We start from the raw sequence: 15354 nt of genomic DNA on the forward strand, positions 1-15354 counted from the left end.
GCGATTAATGGGTATTAGAAAGTATAAACCAACGTCCCCAGGACGTAGAAATATGAGCGTCAATACATTCGAGGAAATTACCAAGCACGAGCCTGAGAAATCCTTATTGAAGCCACTTAAAAAACATGCTGGTCGTAATGCATATGGACGCATTACTGTTAGACATCATGGTGGTGGAGCGAAACGAAAATACAGAATTATTGACTTCAAACGAAATAAAGACAATATTCCCGGAAAAATTGCCGGAATTGAATATGATCCAAACAGAAGTTCAAATATAGCACTGGTTCACTATGCAGATGGTGAAAAACGTTATATTATTGCGCCACTTAAGTTAAAGGTTGGAGATGTTATTTTCTCTGGACCGGAATCAGATATTACCATTGGTAACTGTCTGCCACTCAAAAACATTCCCGTTGGTACAACGGTTCACTGTGTTGAGTTAAAAACTGGAAAAGGCGCTCAAATGGTGCGTTCTGCCGGTGCCAGCGCTCAGCTGATGGCGAAAGAAGGAAACTACGCAACATTGCGATTGCCTTCAGGCGAAATGCGACTGGTTCGAATTGAATGTCGAGCTACCATTGGTCAAGTTGGAAATCTGGATCATCAGAATGTCCGGATTGGTAAAGCGGGTCGTACCCGACACATGGGGATCCGCCCAACCGTTCGTGGTTCGGTAATGAATCCCAATGACCATCCACACGGTGGTGGTGAAGGACGTGCCCCGATTGGACGTTCTGGCCCAGTTACACCATGGGGTAAACCAGCACTTGGTTATAAAACACGTAAGAAAAACAAGCCTTCCGATAAATATATCGTAAGAGCCCGAAACAAAAAATAAGCACTCAACCATATAAGATAACGAACCGAGAGGAGGTTGAATAATGGGTAGATCACTTAAAAAAGGACCTTATGTTGACGAAAAGTTACTTAAACGTATCGAAGCAATGAACGAAAAAGGTGAAAAGAACGTGCTGAAGACCTGGTCAAGAAGCTCCACACTTTTCCCACAAATGGTAGGACACACCATCGCCGTACATGATGGCAGAAAACATGTTCCAGTTTATGTTACCGAAGATATGGTAGGGCACAAACTTGGAGAGTTTGCACCGACCAGAACCTTTAGAGGTCATGCTGGAGAAAAGAAATCTAAATTAAGATAGCCAGAAGGAGGTATACGAATGGAAGCAAGAGCGACAGCTAAATATGTACGTGTTTCATCCAGAAAGGCTAAGTTAGTGGCTGATTTAATTCGAGGCAAAAGCATTGGAGAAGCATTAAGTATTCTAGCATTAACACCAAATAAAGCAGCGAAAATAATTGACAAAGTTGTAAAATCTGCTTTGGCAAATGCTGAAAATAATTTTAACATGAATCCTGAAAACTTATATATCGATCAGATTTATGCAAATCAGGGTCCAACACTAAAACGATTCAGAGCGGGTGCACAGGGACGTGCAACAATCATTCGAAAAAGATCGTCTCATATTACAGCCGTATTAAAAGAAAAAGAGTAAGGAGGGCATAGATGGGTCAAAAAGTCAATCCTCACGGATTAAGAGTTGGCGTTATTAAGGACTGGAATGCAAAATGGTTTGCGAACAACAAGGATTTTGCAGATTGTTTAATTGAAGACTATGATATTCGTAAATATATAAAAGTAAATCAATACCAGGCGGGCATTTCTAAAATTGTCATCGAACGTTTTGGTAACAAGGTAAAGATTCATATCTATACAGCAAAGCCAGGCATGATCATTGGTCGTGGTGGTGCAGGTATCGATGCGTTGCGTCTTGAACTTGAAAAAATGACCAAGAAAACCGTTTTTATCAACATCGTTGAAGTTAAAAATGTTGATATGGACGCTCAATTAGTGGCCGAAAACATTGCTGCTCAGCTGGAACGACGAATTTCTTTCCGACGGGCAATGAAGCAAACCATGCAACGAACCATGAGAGCTGGCGCTAAGGGTATTAAAACTGCTGTTGCAGGCCGTTTAAACGGTGCTGAAATGGCACGAAACGAACATTATGCCCAGGGTCAGGTTCCCCTTCAAACCCTCCGAGCTGATATTAGCTATGGCTTTGCTGAAGCTGATACCACCTATGGTAAATTAGGTGTAAAAGTTTGGGTCAATAAAGGCGAAATTTTAACTGGACGTGAAGATATTTTAGCCGTCACAGCTGAAGACGACGCAAAAGCTAAAAAAAGCGCACCCCGCCGAAAAGCTCCTACTAACAGGACAGAAAACTAAGAGAGGAGGCCAACGCATATGTTAATGCCTAAACGTGTAAAACGTAGAAAACAACATAGAGGTCGTATGAAAGGAAAAGCGCTTCGTGGTAACAAAATCACTTACGGAGATTTCGCTATTCAAGCATTGGAGCCAGCATGGATTACTGCTAATCAGATCGAAGCTGCCCGTATTGCCATGACCAGATATATTAAAAGAGGTGGCCAGGTTTGGATTAAAATATTCCCAGATAAACCTGTGACACAAAAACCAGCAGAAACTCGAATGGGTTCCGGTAAAGGATCTCCTGAGTATTGGGTTGCAGTGGTAAAACCAGGTAGAGTAATGTTTGAGATTGCCGGAATTTCTGAGGAAGTAGCTCGGGAAGCCATGCGTCTTGCGCAACATAAATTACCAATCAAAACGAAATTTATCACTCGTAAAGATCAGGAAGCACAAGAAGTGGGTGATGAAGCATGAAACCAAGTGAATTAAGAGAATTAACAACGATCGAACTTGAAGCAAAATTGGGTGATCTGAAGGAAGAATTATTCAACCTCAGATTTCAACATGCGACTGGCCAGTTGGAAAACCCCATGCGGATTAAAGAAGTTAAGAAGACTTATGCACGGATCAAAACAATTATCCAAGAACGTGTCATGAAGTCAGATGAAGCATAATAAACCAATAGATAAGGAGGTTTAGCTTATGGAAGAAAGAGGTTACAGAAAAACTCGAATCGGTAAGGTTACCAGCGATAAAATGGATAAAACCATTGTTGTAGCTGTTGAAAGTTTTGTAAAACATCCACTTTACACAAAACGAGTTAAGCACACTGTAAAGTTCAAAGCCCATGACGAACAAAACGAATGTAATATCGGTGATACCGTTAAAATAATGGAAACAAGACCACTCAGCAAAGACAAACGCTGGAGATTAGTAGAAATCGTAGAAAAAGCACTATAAGTCAATGTGCGGAAGGAGGTATTTCGGATGATTCAACAAGAAACGAGACTGAAAGTAGCAGATAATACCGGTGCAAAGGAATTACTGTGCATCCGAGTTCTTGGTGGTTCCGGTCGTCGATATGCAAATATCGGGGACATTATCGTGTGTGCTGTTAAAAGTGCTGCACCCGGTGGCGATGTTAAAAAGGGCGACGTTGTAAAAGCCGTTGTCGTACGAACAAAGAGCGGAATCAGAAGAGACGATGGCAGTTACATCAAATTTGACCAGAATGCAGCGGTTCTAATAAAAGATGATAAAAACCCAAAAGGTACACGTATTTTTGGACCTGTCGCACGAGAATTACGGGACAAGAAATACATGAAAATCGTATCTTTGGCTCCTGAAGTACTTTAAGGAGGAAATGAAAGATGCATGTAAAAAAAGATGATATCGTAATGGTAATTTCCGGTAAGGACAAAGGAAAAAAAGGAAAAGTGATTCAATCTTATCCTAAAGATGGAAAAGTCCTTGTGGAAAATGTGAATATGGTTACTAAACACCAGAAACCAACACAGCAAATGCAACAGGGTGGAATAATCCGTCAGGAAGGGCCAATTCAGGCTTCCAATGTATTAATTTACTGTGCAAAGTGTGATAAAGGCGTTAGAACCGGTCATAAAGTTCTAGGTGACGGAAAAAAAGTCAGATTTTGTAAAAAATGTAATGAAACATTTAATAATTAATTTCGGGAAGGAGGACCAATATGCCCAGATTAAAAGATAAATATTTAACCGAAGTAATTCCAGCATTGATGGAAAAATTTCAATATAAAAACATCATGGAAGTTCCTAAACTCGAAAAAGTTGTGATCAACATGGGTTTGGGAGATTGCAAAGACAATTCCAAAGCTTTAGAAGCCGCCGTGATCGACCTTGGAATTATTGCTGGCCAAAAACCAGTGATCACTAAGGCAAAAAAATCAGTAGCTAACTTTAAAGTCCGAGAAGGCATGAACATTGGAGCGAAAGTAACTCTGCGAAGTGATCGTATGTATGAATTTGCTGATAAGTTATTCAACGTTGCCCTTCCTCGAGTACGTGACTTCAGAGGGTTATCCAATAAATCCTTTGATGGACGTGGTAATTATGCTTTTGGTATCAAAGATCAACTCATTTTTCCTGAAATTGATTATGACAAGGTAGAACAGGTTCGCGGCATGGATATCATGTTTGTCACAACGGCAAAAACAGATGAAGAAGCTCACGAACTGTTAAGACTGCTTGGCATTTCATTCAGTAGAGCATAAGGAGGACGGTACAGTGGCAAAAAAAGCGATGAAGGAAAAGCAACAACGCAAAGCAAAATATTCAACTCAGGCGTATACACGCTGCCGAATTTGTGGTCGACCACATTCTGTATTACAGAAATTTGGCATTTGTCGTATATGTTTCCGAGAATTAGCATATAAAGGCGAAATCCCTGGCGTAAGAAAAGCAAGCTGGTAAAAAATACCAGCAAAGAAAAGGAGGTACCGAGTATGGTTATGACTGATCCTATTGCGGATATGTTAACACGCATCAGAAATGCAAATGATGCAGGTCATAAAACAGTTGAGATGCCTGCTTCAAAAGAGAAAAAAGCAATTGCTCAGATTCTTTTAGAAGAAGGTTATATTAATAAAGTTGATTACATTGCTGATGAAAAGCAAGGTGTCATTAAAATTACTCTCAAATATGGAGAAAACAAAAGTCGTGTCGTTGCAGGCATCAAGAGAATCTCAAAACCTGGTTTAAGAGTATATGCCGGAAAAGACGAAGTGCCAAAGGTATTAAACGGTTTAGGCATTGCCATCGTTTCTACATCTAAAGGCGTAATGACAGATAAAAAAGCAAGAAAAGCCGGCGTTGGCGGCGAAGTGATATGTTACGTTTGGTAACAAATTAAGACAGGAGGTAAAAAGATGTCAAGAGTAGGAAAAGCACCTGTTGCAATCCTCCCAGGAGTCGACATAAAAAAAGACGGTCAAACGTTGACGGTCAAAGGTCCATTAGGACAACTCGTTAGAACGTTTCATCCTGATGTCATCATCGATGTCCAAGATAGCGAAATTGTTGTCACCCGACCATCTGAAAGTAAGCTGCATAAATCGCTTCACGGTTTAACCCGGGCTTTAATTCAAAACATGGTTACTGGTGTCAGCACTGGCTTTACACGAACCCTGGAAATCAGTGGAGTTGGGTATAGAGCAGAGAAAAAAGGAAATAAGCTGGTTATGAATTTAGGTTATTCACATCCCGTTGAGATGGAAGATCCTGAAGGTGTAGAAGCTGTTCCAGAAACCAATACTAAAGTCGTAATTAAAGGCATTAGCAAAGAAGCCGTTGGTGCACATGCCGCCAATATTCGAGCGAAACGCCCACCAGAACCTTACAAAGGTCATGGCGTACGATATTCTGACGAAGTAATAAGACGTAAAGAAGGTAAAACAGGTAAATAACCTGCCAACCCGTCAAAGATGATGAAGGGAGTAAAACTCGATGATTAAGAAACCCATTAAAAATAAAATACGTATTGCTCGTCACTATCGGGTCCGAAACAAGGTTTCTGGAACTGAAATGAGACCACGTTTAAACGTATTTCGAAGTAATAAAAACATTTATGCTCAGATTATAGATGATACCAAAGGTATCACCTTGGTTTCTGCTTCTTCCAATGACTCTGAACTTAAAGGTCAGTTATCAAAAGGTGGAGATAAAGCAGCAGCTAAAGCCGTCGGTCAGGCTATTGCCAAACGTGCACTTGAAAAAGGCATTGAAGCAGTGGTATTTGATCGAGGTGGTTATGTATATCATGGTAGAGTAAAAGAATTGGCTGACGGCGCTCGTGAAGCCGGCCTGAAATTCTAAGTAAAGGAGGTCATTTGATGCAAAACAAAAAAATCGATCCAAGTACATTAGATTTGAAGGAAAAAGTCGTTGCCATCAACCGTGTAACCAAGGTTGTAAAAGGTGGTCGTAACTTCAGATTCAGCTGTCTTGTGATTGTTGGAGACGAAAACGGTCATGTTGGCGTCGGTAAAGGAAAAGCGATGGAAATTCCAGATGCAATTCGTAAAGGTATCGACGCAGCAAAAAAATCATTGATCAAAGTGCCAATGGTTGGAACAACTATTCCTCACTTAGTCAACGGTGAAGCTGGTGCAGGTCATGTATTATTGAAACCTGCTGGAAAAGGTACTGGCGTTATTGCTGGCGGACCCGTCCGTGCAGTACTGGAACTCGCTGGAATCAGAGATATTCGTACTAAATCTTTAGGATCTAATAATGCCCGTAACATGGTTAATGCTACAATGGCAGGCCTTGCAGAACTGACTACTGTTGAAGAAGTAGCAGCAAAACGTGGTAAGAAACCTGAAGAAATTTTAGATTAGGAGGAATCATTATGGCTAAGCAATTAGAAATTACACTAAAGAAAAGTTTGATTGGTCGTAACCCCAAACAACGGGCTACCATTGAAGCTTTAGGCCTCAAGAAAATTGGTCAAACTGTAACACATAATGATACCCCTCAGATTCGTGGCATGATTCATCGAACAGATTTCATGCTCGAAGTAAAAGAAGTATAGGAGGTGTCGAGATGAAGTTACATACTTTAAGTCCAGCCCCAGGTTCAAAAAAGGCACCCAAGCGAAAAGGACGAGGTACAGGTTCTGGTCTTGGAAAAACTGCTGGTCGTGGACAGGATGGACAAAAATCACGTTCCGGCGGTGGCGTACGACCAGGTTTTGAAGGTGGACAGATGCCGCTGGCAAGACGTTTACCAAAACGCGGATTTTCTAACGCACGATTCAAAAAAACATATGCAATTGTTAATGTGGGTGAGCTGAATGCATTTGATGCAAACACAGTGATTACTCCGGAACTATTGATGGAATACGGATTTGTCCGTAAATTAAATGATGGCTTGAAGATCCTTGGAAACGGAGAAGTTGAAAAGGCATTCACCATCAAAGCACATAAAATCAGCAAATCAGCTGAGGAGAAAATTCTCGCTGGAGGAGGAAAGGTAGAGGTGATCTAGTATGGTCTCTACCTTGAAGGATGCTTGGAAAATTCCAGATCTACGACGAAAAATAATATTTACGTTAGCGATGCTGTTTATATATCGTTTGGGATCCTTCATACCGGTTCCCTTCATCGATACCGAACAGCTTAGTCAACTCGTCAACGATAGTGGAATTTTTGGTCTGTTTGATATTATATCCGGTGGTAACTTTGGCAACTTTACGATTTTTGCCATGAGTATCACCCCGTATATTAATGCTTCAATTATCATGAACCTTCTGGCATTTGCAATTCCAGCTTTGGAAGCACTACAAAAAGAAGGCGAAGAAGGAAGAAAAAAACTGGCTCAGTATACGCGTTACCTTACCATTATTCTGGCGCTGATTCAGGCACTGGGAATGAGCTTATCCTTCGGAGACTTGCTAATTGAAAAAACACCATTTACCGTCTTTACGGTTGTATTATGTATTACAGCAGGGACTGCGTTTTTAATGTATCTGGGCGAGCAAATCACTGAAAATGGTATCGGCAACGGTATCTCTTTGATTATCTTTATCAGTATCATTTCCCGTATTCCATCTGCAATCGGCCAAATGTATCAATATCTGACGATTGGAACCTTAAATATCATCACCCTGATTGTTTTTCTGGTTTTCATTGTGGTGGTTATCTTTGGTGTGGTGGCAGTTCAGGAAGGGCAACGACGTATCCCGGTTCAGTATGCAAAACGGGTTGTTGGCCGAAAAATGTACGGCGGACAAACTACCCATATTCCCATGCGTGTGAATATGGCAGGCGTTATTCCGGTAATCTTTGCCAGTTCGTTAACGTTATTCCCAGCGACACTTGCCAGTTTTTTTCCGACATCGGCTTTTGCAAACTTTATTTCAACCTATTTTGCCTGGGGATCCTGGCTCACTAATATTATTTATATCACACTAATAATTGCGTTTACCTATTTTTATACAGCTGTAACATTTAATCCGTTTGATATCGCAGAAAATATCAAGAAACAAGGTGGTTATATTCCTGGGATCAGACCGGGAAAACCAACCGTAGAATACTTGTCGAGAATTATGAACCGATTAACATTATTTGGTGGCGTCTTTTTAGCGATCATTGCTGTTATTCCTATTTTTGTAGGTAATTTTATGGGTGTCAATCTTCAATTCGGCGGAACAAGTTTGCTGATTGTAGTTGGGGTAGCCCTTGAAACGGTTAAGCAGATTGAAGCAGAAATGATGATGAGACACCATCAGGGATTTTTAAAATCTTAAAATGAACTGGAGTTAAGTGAAAAATGAGAATTGTATTATTAGGACCTCCGGGAGCTGGCAAAGGGACACAGGCAAAACGAATTTGTGAAACTTATGGTATCCCGCATATTTCTACCGGCGATCTCTTTCGAGAAAATATGAGCAAAGATACGCCGCTCGGAAAAAAAGCTAAAGAGTATATGGCACAAGGTCTTTTGGTTCCGGATGACTTAGTTGTTGATATGGTTGAAGATCGGTTGACACATGAAGATGTATTGGCGGCTGGCTATGGCTATTTGCTGGATGGATTTCCACGAACGGTTCATCAGGCGGAAGCTTTATGTCGAATCAATGCCAAGCGTGATTGCGAGTTGGATTTTGCAATTAATCTTGATGTGCCCTTTGATATTTTGATTGAACGGGTTTCAGGCCGTCGGATCTGTCCGACATGTCATGCAACCTATCATATCAAGTACAGCAAACCCAAGGTCGAAGGTGTCTGTGATTTAGACGGAACACCCTTATACCAACGGGAAGATGACAAAGTCGAAACCGTAAAGAAACGAATTGAAGTATATCAAGATCAGACAGAACCATTAATCGAGTTTTATGAAGACAAACAAAAGATCATTAATATTAATGGATTGCAACATATGAAGGACGTTTTTGATAATATCGAAAAAATCCTAAGTGGAGTTAATTAAAGATGATAACCATAAAATCCCAAAAGGAAATTGATCTAATGCGCCATGCCGGAAAGATTGTGGCAGGCGCCCACGCCTTAGTAGAAACAATGATCAAGCCTGGGGTAACAACACAAGAACTGGACCATGCAGTTGAAAAGTATATTCGTGATGCCGGAGCAGTTCCAACATTCAAAGGCTATGGTGGATTCCCAAACTCAATTTGTGCTTCAATTAATGAAGTGGTTGTCCATGGGATTCCTGAGAAACGACGTTTGCAGGATGGTGACATCATCAGTATTGACATCGGAGCTACATTTAAGGGTTACGTTGGTGATGCGGCGGTGACGCATGGCGTCGGGACGATTTCCGATGAAGCAAAAAAGCTGATTCGAGTCACCCGGGAGTCCTTTTATAAGGGCATTGCCTATGCCAGGGATGGCTATCGCTTGTCGGACATTTCGAATGCGATTCAAAAATATGTTGAGGACAACGGTTTTTCAGTTGTCCGGGACTATGTCGGTCATGGTGTTGGAAAACAAATGCACGAAGATCCACCAATTCCTAACTTTGGACCCAAAGGTCGAGGACCGCGGCTACGACAAGGAATGACATTAGCCATTGAACCAATGGTCAATGCCGGAACTTATGACGTTGTTACGTTAAAAGATGGATGGACGGTGGTAACCACTGACGGCAAGCTTTCTTCACATTACGAGCACACCGTTCTGATTACCGGAACCGGTGATCCCGAACTGCTGACAGTACTATAAGTTGGTGTTTGGATGAATGAATATAAAGTTGGACAGGTGGTTCGTTCAAAAGCTGGCCGGGATAAAGGTCAGTATATGGTGGTTATTGAAGTGGTGGACGAACAGTTCGCCATGTTATCAAATGGAAAGCTTCGAAAAGTGAGTAATCCAAAAAAAAGAAGGTCAAACACTTGGCGAAGACGAATCACATAGCCACAGATATTCGTGATAAAATATTAAATGGAAAAAATGTAACTAACGCTGAGATTAGAAAAATACTCGAGTCCTATCACATGCCTGATGGTATTGGGGATGAGAATCGTGAGGAGGTTTGATCAATGGCCAAAAAAGATGTTATCGAGGTAGAAGGCTCAGTGATTGAGTCATTACCAAATACTATTTTCTTAGTAGAATTGGAAAATGGACATCAGATAACTGCGCATATTTCGGGAAAACTTCGTATGAATTACATCAGAATTTTACCCGGAGATAAAGTAGTTGTTGAATTATCCCCATATGATTTGACCCGCGGGCGTATCGTATGGCGTGGAAAAGGGAAATCATAAAGGAGGCATACAAATGAAAGTTAGACCATCAGTTAAACCGATTTGTGAAAAATGCAAAATTATTAAGAGAAATGGTCGTGTTATGGTAATTTGTGAAAATCCAAAACACAAACAAAAACAAGGTTAAACCGTCGAGTCCAGAAAAAAAGAACATGGCCGCGGCAATTTTAGTCATGTTCATGATATAAAACACCCTGGGTTTTAATTTCGTTACGTCACTAACTTGATTAATTTACCAGCATTTAGAAAATAATTAGGAGGTACACACCCTATGGCAAGAATTGCCGGAGTCGATTTACCCCGAGATAAGCGGGTAGAAATTGGATTAACTTATATTTACGGTATTGGACATTCAACATCGCTGGAAATCTTAAAAGCTTTAAATATTAATCCAGATACCAGAGTTAAAGATCTTACTGAAACTGAAGTAAATGATCTGCGAAATACGATAGACAAATACACCGTTGAAGGTGACCTTCGTAGAGAAGTCAACTTAAACATCAAACGACTAATCGAAATTGGATCTTATAGAGGATTACGTCATCGTCGAGGACTTCCTGTTAGAGGGCAAAAGACAAAAACGAATGCCAGAACTCGAAAAGGTCCGAAACGTCTCGTAAGCAAAAAGAAATAAGGAGGGCTAAAGAATGGCAGTTAAAAAAGCACGAAGAAAAGTTAAAAAAATTAAAAAGAATATCGAACGTGGCCAGGCCCATATTCAATCTTCTTTCAACAATACGATTGTTACCATTACTGATATCTCCGGAAATGCTCTTTCATGGGCAAGTTCTGGTGGATTAGGCTTTAAAGGATCACGTAAAAGCACTCCTTTTGCATCTCAAATGGCTGCAGAGGAAGCGGCTAAAGCTGCTATGGAGCACGGTCTTAAAAGTGTTGAAGTTTTAGTCAAAGGCCCTGGTTCCGGACGTGAGGCTGCAATTCGGGCCTTACAGGCGGCGGGATTAGAAATTACCCTGATCCGTGATGTAACGCCTATTCCACATAACGGTTGTCGACCACCTAAGCGACGACGAGTATAACAGGAGGGCGAAAAAATGTCAAGAAATATAGAAGCATCATGCAGACAATGTAGACGTGAAGGTGCAAAACTGTACCTGAAGGGAGAACGTTGTTATTCTACAAATAAATGTGCGTTTGAAAGACGACCAACACCACCAGGCCAACACGGTAAAAGACGAACAAAATTATCAGAATATGGTCTTCAGTTACGAGAAAAACAAAAGGCAAAACGTATTTACGGTGTCCTTGAAAAACAATTCCGTGGCTATTTTGAAATTGCTGAAAAGCAAAAAGGGATCACCGGTCACAACTTATTGATCCACTTAGAATCACGTATGGATAATGTTGTTTATCGACTGGGTCTGGCAACCTCCCGTAAAGAGGCCCGTCAGTTGGTGGATCATGAACATTTCCTGGTTAACGGTAAAAAACTGAACATTCCTTCTTACATCATGAAAGAAGGCGATGTCATTGAAGTTCGACCAAAAAGCAAAAAATCACAAAAATTCAAAGATATTTTAGAAACGACTGAAAATCGAACCATGGCCTCATGGTTATCGAGAGATGTTGACACACTATCAGGAAAAGTCATTGGCAGACCGGCAGTAGAAGACTTAGATGTCGAAATTGCTGAACATCTTATTGTTGAATTGTATTCTAAATAGGCTACATGTTCGGGAACCAATTAACCCTCATGTTAATGTATGGATTATAAATAAGTAGGAGGGTCTGATAAATGATCGAATTCGAGAAACCAGTCATCGAAATTGTTGATAAAAAAGACGACGATACTTACGGGCGGTTTGTCATTGAACCTTTAGAACGGGGATATGGAACCACCCTTGGTAACAGTCTGAGACGAATAATGCTGTCATCCCTGCCGGGTGTGGCAGTCACATCAGTAAAAATAGAAGGCGTCTTGCACGAATTCTCTACCATTCCAGGAGTTAAAGAGGATGTTATTGAAATCCTTCTGAATCTCAAAGGTTTGGCAGCTGAAATTTATACCGATGAACCCAAAGTTATTTACATTGAAGCTTCAGAAGAAGGTGAGATCACCGCTGGTGATATCATTGCTGACTCTGATGTCGATATCCTTAATCCGGAAATGCACATTGCTACCTTGTCCAAGGGGTCTACTCTGAACATGGAAATGCGCATTGAAAAGGGTCGAGGCTATGTAGCAGCAGATAAAAATAAATATCCGGGTATGCCGATTGGAACCATCCCGATGGATTCAATCTTCTCTCCGATTATCAAAGTTAATTTTCTAGTTGAAAACACCCGAGTCGGACAAATCACCGATTTTGATAAATTAACCATCGATATCTGGACCGATGGAACCACAACCCCGGAAGAAGCACTCTCTTTAGCTGCGAAGGTGTTAAGTGAACATCTCAACCTGTTCATTAACTTGACCGAGCATGCCACCACGGTGGAAATCATGGTGGAAAAAGAAGAAAGTGAAAAAGAACGTATTCGCGAAATGTCCATCGAAGAATTGGAGCTTTCAGTAAGATCCAGTAATTGTCTGCGACGGGCGAATATCGATACAGTTGAAAAATTAACACAACGAAGCGAAGAGGACATGATTAAAGTCCGTAACCTCGGTCGTAAATCCCTGAATGAAATCAAGCACAAACTAGCAGAAATTGGATTGTCCTTGAGTCAAGAAGAAGAAAAGGCAAAGGAGTAACACTATGGCGGGATATCGAAAACTAGGCCGTCCCTCTGATCAAAGAAGAGCATTATTGCGTAATCTTACCACTGCCCTTTTAGAACACGGTAAAATTGAAACAACCGTAACCAGAGCGAAGGAAGTAAAAAGAATTGCAGATAAAATGGTCACTTTAGGTAAAAGAGGCGACTTACATGCCAGAAGACAGGCAATTTCATATATCACTCAGGAAGCAGTGGTAAAACAATTGTTTGACGAAATTGCACCTAAATATACTGAACGAAACGGTGGCTACACACGAATTTACCGTGTTGGACCACGTCGTGGCGACGGCGCAGAAATGGCGATAATTGAATTAGTATAATTTAAGAGGCATACAGGGGATTAAGATGTTATTGACGCTTAATCCCTTTCTTGTATTATAAAGTTAATTAACACCAAAGAAGGTGATTACACGTGACAATGGATAGTAAAAATAGAATGATTGACGTGCAGGATGTATATTTCAAATATCCTCATAATAACGAAAATGAATCAGTCGTAGCCTTGGATGGCGTCAGTTTACATATTGAAAAAGGTGAATTTGTCGGAATCATCGGACATAATGGTTCGGGGAAATCCACCCTTTCCAAATTACTCAATGCGATTATCTTTCCCACCCAGGGTGATGTAATGGTCAGTGGGCTTAATACCAAGGATCATGAAAACCTGTGGACGATTCGTCAAACTGCCGGAATGGTATTTCAAAACCCCGACAACCAGCTGGTCGCAACGATCGTCGAAGAAGATGTGGCTTTTGGTCCTGAAAATTTGGGTGTACCACCCCAAGAAATCAGAGAACGGGTAGATCGGGCTTTAGCAGTGGTCGAAATGCAGGCCTATGCCCATCAGAAACCCCATCAATTGTCGGGTGGTCAGAAACAGCGGATTGCGATCGCCGGGATTCTGGCGATGGAACCCGAGTGCATCATATTTGATGAACCCACAGCGATGCTGGATCCGTCGGGACGACGGGAAGTGATGGAAACCATCAAGCGCCTTAATCGCGATAAAGACATGACGGTTATTCATATCACCCATTTTATGGAAGAAATCGTCGATGCGGATCGGATCATCGTGCTGGATAAAGGTAAGGTGGTCATGGAAGGAAAACCCCGGACGATCTTTAAACAGGTAAAACGGCTCAAAGAAATCGGCCTGGATGTACCCCAAATGACGGAGTTGGCGTATGAACTGCGAAGTGCCGGACTTGAAATTGCGGACGATGTATTAAGCATCGAGGAAATGGTGGATGCCTTATGTCAGTAGAAATAAAAAATCTTTCCCATACCTATTCAGAGGGTTCACCCTTTGAATTCAAAGCTCTCAAGGAGATCAATTTAACCATCGAAGACGGTAGTTTTATTGGCATCATCGGCCACACTGGTTCGGGTAAATCGACGCTGATTCAGCATCTCAATGGATTACTAACTCCTACTTCCGGAACTGTTCTAGTCGATGGAAAAGATATTTTCGAAACAAAAAAAGCCCAACTAATTCAGCTCAGACACCAGATTGGCCTGGTCTTCCAATATCCGGAACACCAATTGTTTGAGGAAACCGTCCAAAAAGATGTCGCTTTTGGCCCCAGAAATCAGGGACTCACTGAGGACGAAATTGATCAGCGGGTCAGACAATCAATTAAGATGGTTGGTCTTGATTTTGATGCAATCAAAGATAAGTCGCCCTTTGAATTATCCGGGGGACAGATGAGGCGGGTCGCGATAGCTGGTGTTCTTGCGATGGAACCTGCAGTACTGATTCTCGATGAACCAACCGCTGGCCTTGATCCCCGAGGACGGGAAGAAATATTGGCTCAGATCAAATCATTGCATAGTCAAAAACAGATAACCGTTATTCTGGTGTCCCATAGTATGGAAGATATTGGAAAAATGGTCGATAAAATTCTGGTTATGAATGAAGGGGAAGTTGTTTTTTACGATACACCCAATCGTGTGTTTACGGAAATTTCTACCCTGGAGAGCATTGGACTGGCGGTACCAGAGGTAACCTATCTGATGCGGCGACTCAAAGAAAAGTATCCAGAAATTAGAGAAGATATTTTTACGGTGGAAGCAGCCAAAAAAGAAATTCTCAAAGTTGTAAGAGGATAATA

The 15354-nt window shown here is 41.3% G+C and carries 30 protein-coding genes; all 30 read left to right on the plus strand.

What is annotated here, in order from left to right; translation table 11 throughout:
* The first annotated feature begins 7 nt into the window (after positions 1 to 7).
* The 30 genes from rplB to CHL1_RS03375 all read left to right on the plus strand — a co-directional run bounded on the left by rplB (position 8) and on the right by CHL1_RS03375 (position 15352).
* Positions 8 to 841 (plus strand): 50S ribosomal protein L2, encoded by an 834-nt coding sequence (gene rplB / locus CHL1_RS03230; RefSeq protein ID WP_070369933.1) that lies wholly within the window; start codon positions 8 to 10, stop codon positions 839 to 841.
* A gap of 43 nt (positions 842 to 884) precedes the next feature.
* Positions 885 to 1163, plus strand: coding sequence for a 30S ribosomal protein S19 (rpsS, locus tag CHL1_RS03235; protein WP_070369934.1), 279 nt, complete (start codon positions 885 to 887; stop codon positions 1161 to 1163).
* 18 nt (positions 1164 to 1181) lie between these two features.
* On the plus strand, positions 1182 to 1517 hold the full coding sequence (gene rplV, locus CHL1_RS03240; RefSeq protein WP_041669084.1) for a 50S ribosomal protein L22: 336 nt from the start codon (positions 1182 to 1184) through the stop codon (positions 1515 to 1517).
* An 11-nt stretch (positions 1518 to 1528) separates the two neighbouring features.
* Positions 1529 to 2254 carry a 30S ribosomal protein S3 gene (gene rpsC / locus CHL1_RS03245; protein ID WP_070369935.1) on the plus strand — a complete coding sequence of 242 codons (726 nt, stop codon included), beginning with the start codon at positions 1529 to 1531 and terminating at the stop codon, positions 2252 to 2254.
* 18 nt (positions 2255 to 2272) lie between these two features.
* Entirely contained in the window at positions 2273 to 2713 is a 441-nt protein-coding gene (gene rplP, locus CHL1_RS03250; protein ID WP_026393630.1) for a 50S ribosomal protein L16, read from the plus strand.
* A complete protein-coding gene (gene rpmC, locus CHL1_RS03255) occupies positions 2710 to 2913 on the plus strand; it encodes a 50S ribosomal protein L29 (protein ID WP_070369936.1) in 204 nt (67 codons plus the stop codon). Before rplP ends, rpmC begins: the two co-directional genes overlap by 4 nt.
* A 28-nt stretch (positions 2914 to 2941) precedes the next feature.
* Positions 2942 to 3199 carry a 30S ribosomal protein S17 gene (rpsQ, locus tag CHL1_RS03260; RefSeq protein ID WP_070369937.1) on the plus strand — a complete coding sequence of 86 codons (258 nt, stop codon included), beginning with the start codon at positions 2942 to 2944 and terminating at the stop codon, positions 3197 to 3199.
* A 27-nt stretch (positions 3200 to 3226) separates the two neighbouring features.
* Positions 3227 to 3595 (plus strand): 50S ribosomal protein L14, encoded by a 369-nt coding sequence (gene rplN / locus CHL1_RS03265; protein ID WP_026393627.1) that lies wholly within the window; start codon positions 3227 to 3229, stop codon positions 3593 to 3595.
* Positions 3596 to 3609: 14 nt separating this feature from the next.
* Positions 3610 to 3924, plus strand: coding sequence for a 50S ribosomal protein L24 (rplX, locus tag CHL1_RS03270; protein ID WP_070369938.1), 315 nt, complete (start codon positions 3610 to 3612; stop codon positions 3922 to 3924).
* 20 nt (positions 3925 to 3944) lie between these two features.
* Positions 3945 to 4487, plus strand: a complete 543-nt coding sequence (gene rplE / locus CHL1_RS03275) for a 50S ribosomal protein L5 (RefSeq protein WP_070369939.1) — start codon at positions 3945 to 3947, stop codon at positions 4485 to 4487.
* A 13-nt stretch (positions 4488 to 4500) separates the two neighbouring features.
* On the plus strand, positions 4501 to 4686 hold the full coding sequence (locus CHL1_RS03280; protein ID WP_084504860.1) for a type Z 30S ribosomal protein S14: 186 nt from the start codon (positions 4501 to 4503) through the stop codon (positions 4684 to 4686).
* 32 nt (positions 4687 to 4718) lie between these two features.
* Complete coding sequence (gene rpsH / locus CHL1_RS03285) at positions 4719 to 5117, plus strand: 30S ribosomal protein S8 (RefSeq protein ID WP_070369940.1); 399 nt, start codon at positions 4719 to 4721, stop codon at positions 5115 to 5117.
* A gap of 24 nt (positions 5118 to 5141) precedes the next feature.
* Positions 5142 to 5678, plus strand: coding sequence for a 50S ribosomal protein L6 (gene rplF, locus CHL1_RS03290; RefSeq protein WP_070369941.1), 537 nt, complete (start codon positions 5142 to 5144; stop codon positions 5676 to 5678).
* Between the two features lie 40 nt (positions 5679 to 5718).
* Entirely contained in the window at positions 5719 to 6087 is a 369-nt protein-coding gene (rplR, locus tag CHL1_RS03295) for a 50S ribosomal protein L18 (protein ID WP_070369942.1), read from the plus strand.
* 17 nt (positions 6088 to 6104) lie between these two features.
* Complete coding sequence (rpsE, locus tag CHL1_RS03300; RefSeq protein WP_070369943.1) at positions 6105 to 6611, plus strand: 30S ribosomal protein S5; 507 nt, start codon at positions 6105 to 6107, stop codon at positions 6609 to 6611.
* Positions 6612 to 6622: 11 nt separating this feature from the next.
* A complete protein-coding gene (rpmD, locus tag CHL1_RS03305; RefSeq protein WP_070369944.1) occupies positions 6623 to 6805 on the plus strand; it encodes a 50S ribosomal protein L30 in 183 nt (60 codons plus the stop codon).
* Between the two features lie 11 nt (positions 6806 to 6816).
* On the plus strand, positions 6817 to 7260 hold the full coding sequence (gene rplO / locus CHL1_RS03310) for a 50S ribosomal protein L15 (RefSeq protein WP_070369945.1): 444 nt from the start codon (positions 6817 to 6819) through the stop codon (positions 7258 to 7260).
* A 1-nt stretch (position 7261) separates the two neighbouring features.
* Complete coding sequence (gene secY / locus CHL1_RS03315; RefSeq protein ID WP_070369946.1) at positions 7262 to 8521, plus strand: preprotein translocase subunit SecY; 1260 nt, start codon at positions 7262 to 7264, stop codon at positions 8519 to 8521.
* 23 nt (positions 8522 to 8544) lie between these two features.
* Positions 8545 to 9204, plus strand: a complete 660-nt coding sequence (locus CHL1_RS03320) for an adenylate kinase (RefSeq protein WP_070369947.1) — start codon at positions 8545 to 8547, stop codon at positions 9202 to 9204.
* A gap of 2 nt (positions 9205 to 9206) precedes the next feature.
* Positions 9207 to 9956 (plus strand): type I methionyl aminopeptidase, encoded by a 750-nt coding sequence (gene map, locus CHL1_RS03325; RefSeq protein WP_070369948.1) that lies wholly within the window; start codon positions 9207 to 9209, stop codon positions 9954 to 9956.
* Between the two features lie 12 nt (positions 9957 to 9968).
* A complete protein-coding gene (locus tag CHL1_RS03330) occupies positions 9969 to 10148 on the plus strand; it encodes a KOW domain-containing RNA-binding protein (protein ID WP_250934621.1) in 180 nt (59 codons plus the stop codon).
* Between the two features lie 125 nt (positions 10149 to 10273).
* On the plus strand, positions 10274 to 10501 hold the full coding sequence (infA, locus tag CHL1_RS03335; protein ID WP_070369950.1) for a translation initiation factor IF-1: 228 nt from the start codon (positions 10274 to 10276) through the stop codon (positions 10499 to 10501).
* Positions 10502 to 10514: 13 nt separating this feature from the next.
* Positions 10515 to 10628, plus strand: a complete 114-nt coding sequence (gene rpmJ / locus CHL1_RS03340) for a 50S ribosomal protein L36 (protein WP_013382261.1) — start codon at positions 10515 to 10517, stop codon at positions 10626 to 10628.
* Positions 10629 to 10772: 144 nt separating this feature from the next.
* Positions 10773 to 11135, plus strand: coding sequence for a 30S ribosomal protein S13 (rpsM, locus tag CHL1_RS03345; RefSeq protein WP_070369951.1), 363 nt, complete (start codon positions 10773 to 10775; stop codon positions 11133 to 11135).
* Between the two features lie 13 nt (positions 11136 to 11148).
* On the plus strand, positions 11149 to 11541 hold the full coding sequence (gene rpsK / locus CHL1_RS03350; protein ID WP_070369952.1) for a 30S ribosomal protein S11: 393 nt from the start codon (positions 11149 to 11151) through the stop codon (positions 11539 to 11541).
* A gap of 15 nt (positions 11542 to 11556) precedes the next feature.
* A complete protein-coding gene (gene rpsD / locus CHL1_RS03355) occupies positions 11557 to 12186 on the plus strand; it encodes a 30S ribosomal protein S4 (RefSeq protein ID WP_070369953.1) in 630 nt (209 codons plus the stop codon).
* 71 nt (positions 12187 to 12257) lie between these two features.
* On the plus strand, positions 12258 to 13217 hold the full coding sequence (locus tag CHL1_RS03360; RefSeq protein ID WP_070369954.1) for a DNA-directed RNA polymerase subunit alpha: 960 nt from the start codon (positions 12258 to 12260) through the stop codon (positions 13215 to 13217).
* A gap of 4 nt (positions 13218 to 13221) precedes the next feature.
* Positions 13222 to 13563: a 50S ribosomal protein L17 gene (gene rplQ / locus CHL1_RS03365; protein ID WP_026393609.1), complete on the plus strand. Its 342-nt coding sequence runs from the start codon at positions 13222 to 13224 to the stop codon at positions 13561 to 13563.
* A 98-nt stretch (positions 13564 to 13661) separates the two neighbouring features.
* Positions 13662 to 14507 (plus strand): energy-coupling factor transporter ATPase, encoded by an 846-nt coding sequence (locus CHL1_RS03370; RefSeq protein WP_070369955.1) that lies wholly within the window; start codon positions 13662 to 13664, stop codon positions 14505 to 14507.
* Positions 14498 to 15352, plus strand: coding sequence for an energy-coupling factor transporter ATPase (locus CHL1_RS03375; RefSeq protein ID WP_070369956.1), 855 nt, complete (start codon positions 14498 to 14500; stop codon positions 15350 to 15352). The genes CHL1_RS03370 and CHL1_RS03375 overlap by 10 nt, the downstream gene beginning before the upstream one ends.
* The last annotated feature ends 2 nt before the right edge of the window (positions 15353 to 15354 follow it).

This window comes from Acetobacterium wieringae (genome assembly GCF_023700225.1).
Classification (GTDB): Bacteria; Bacillota; Clostridia; order Eubacteriales; family Eubacteriaceae; genus Acetobacterium; species Acetobacterium wieringae.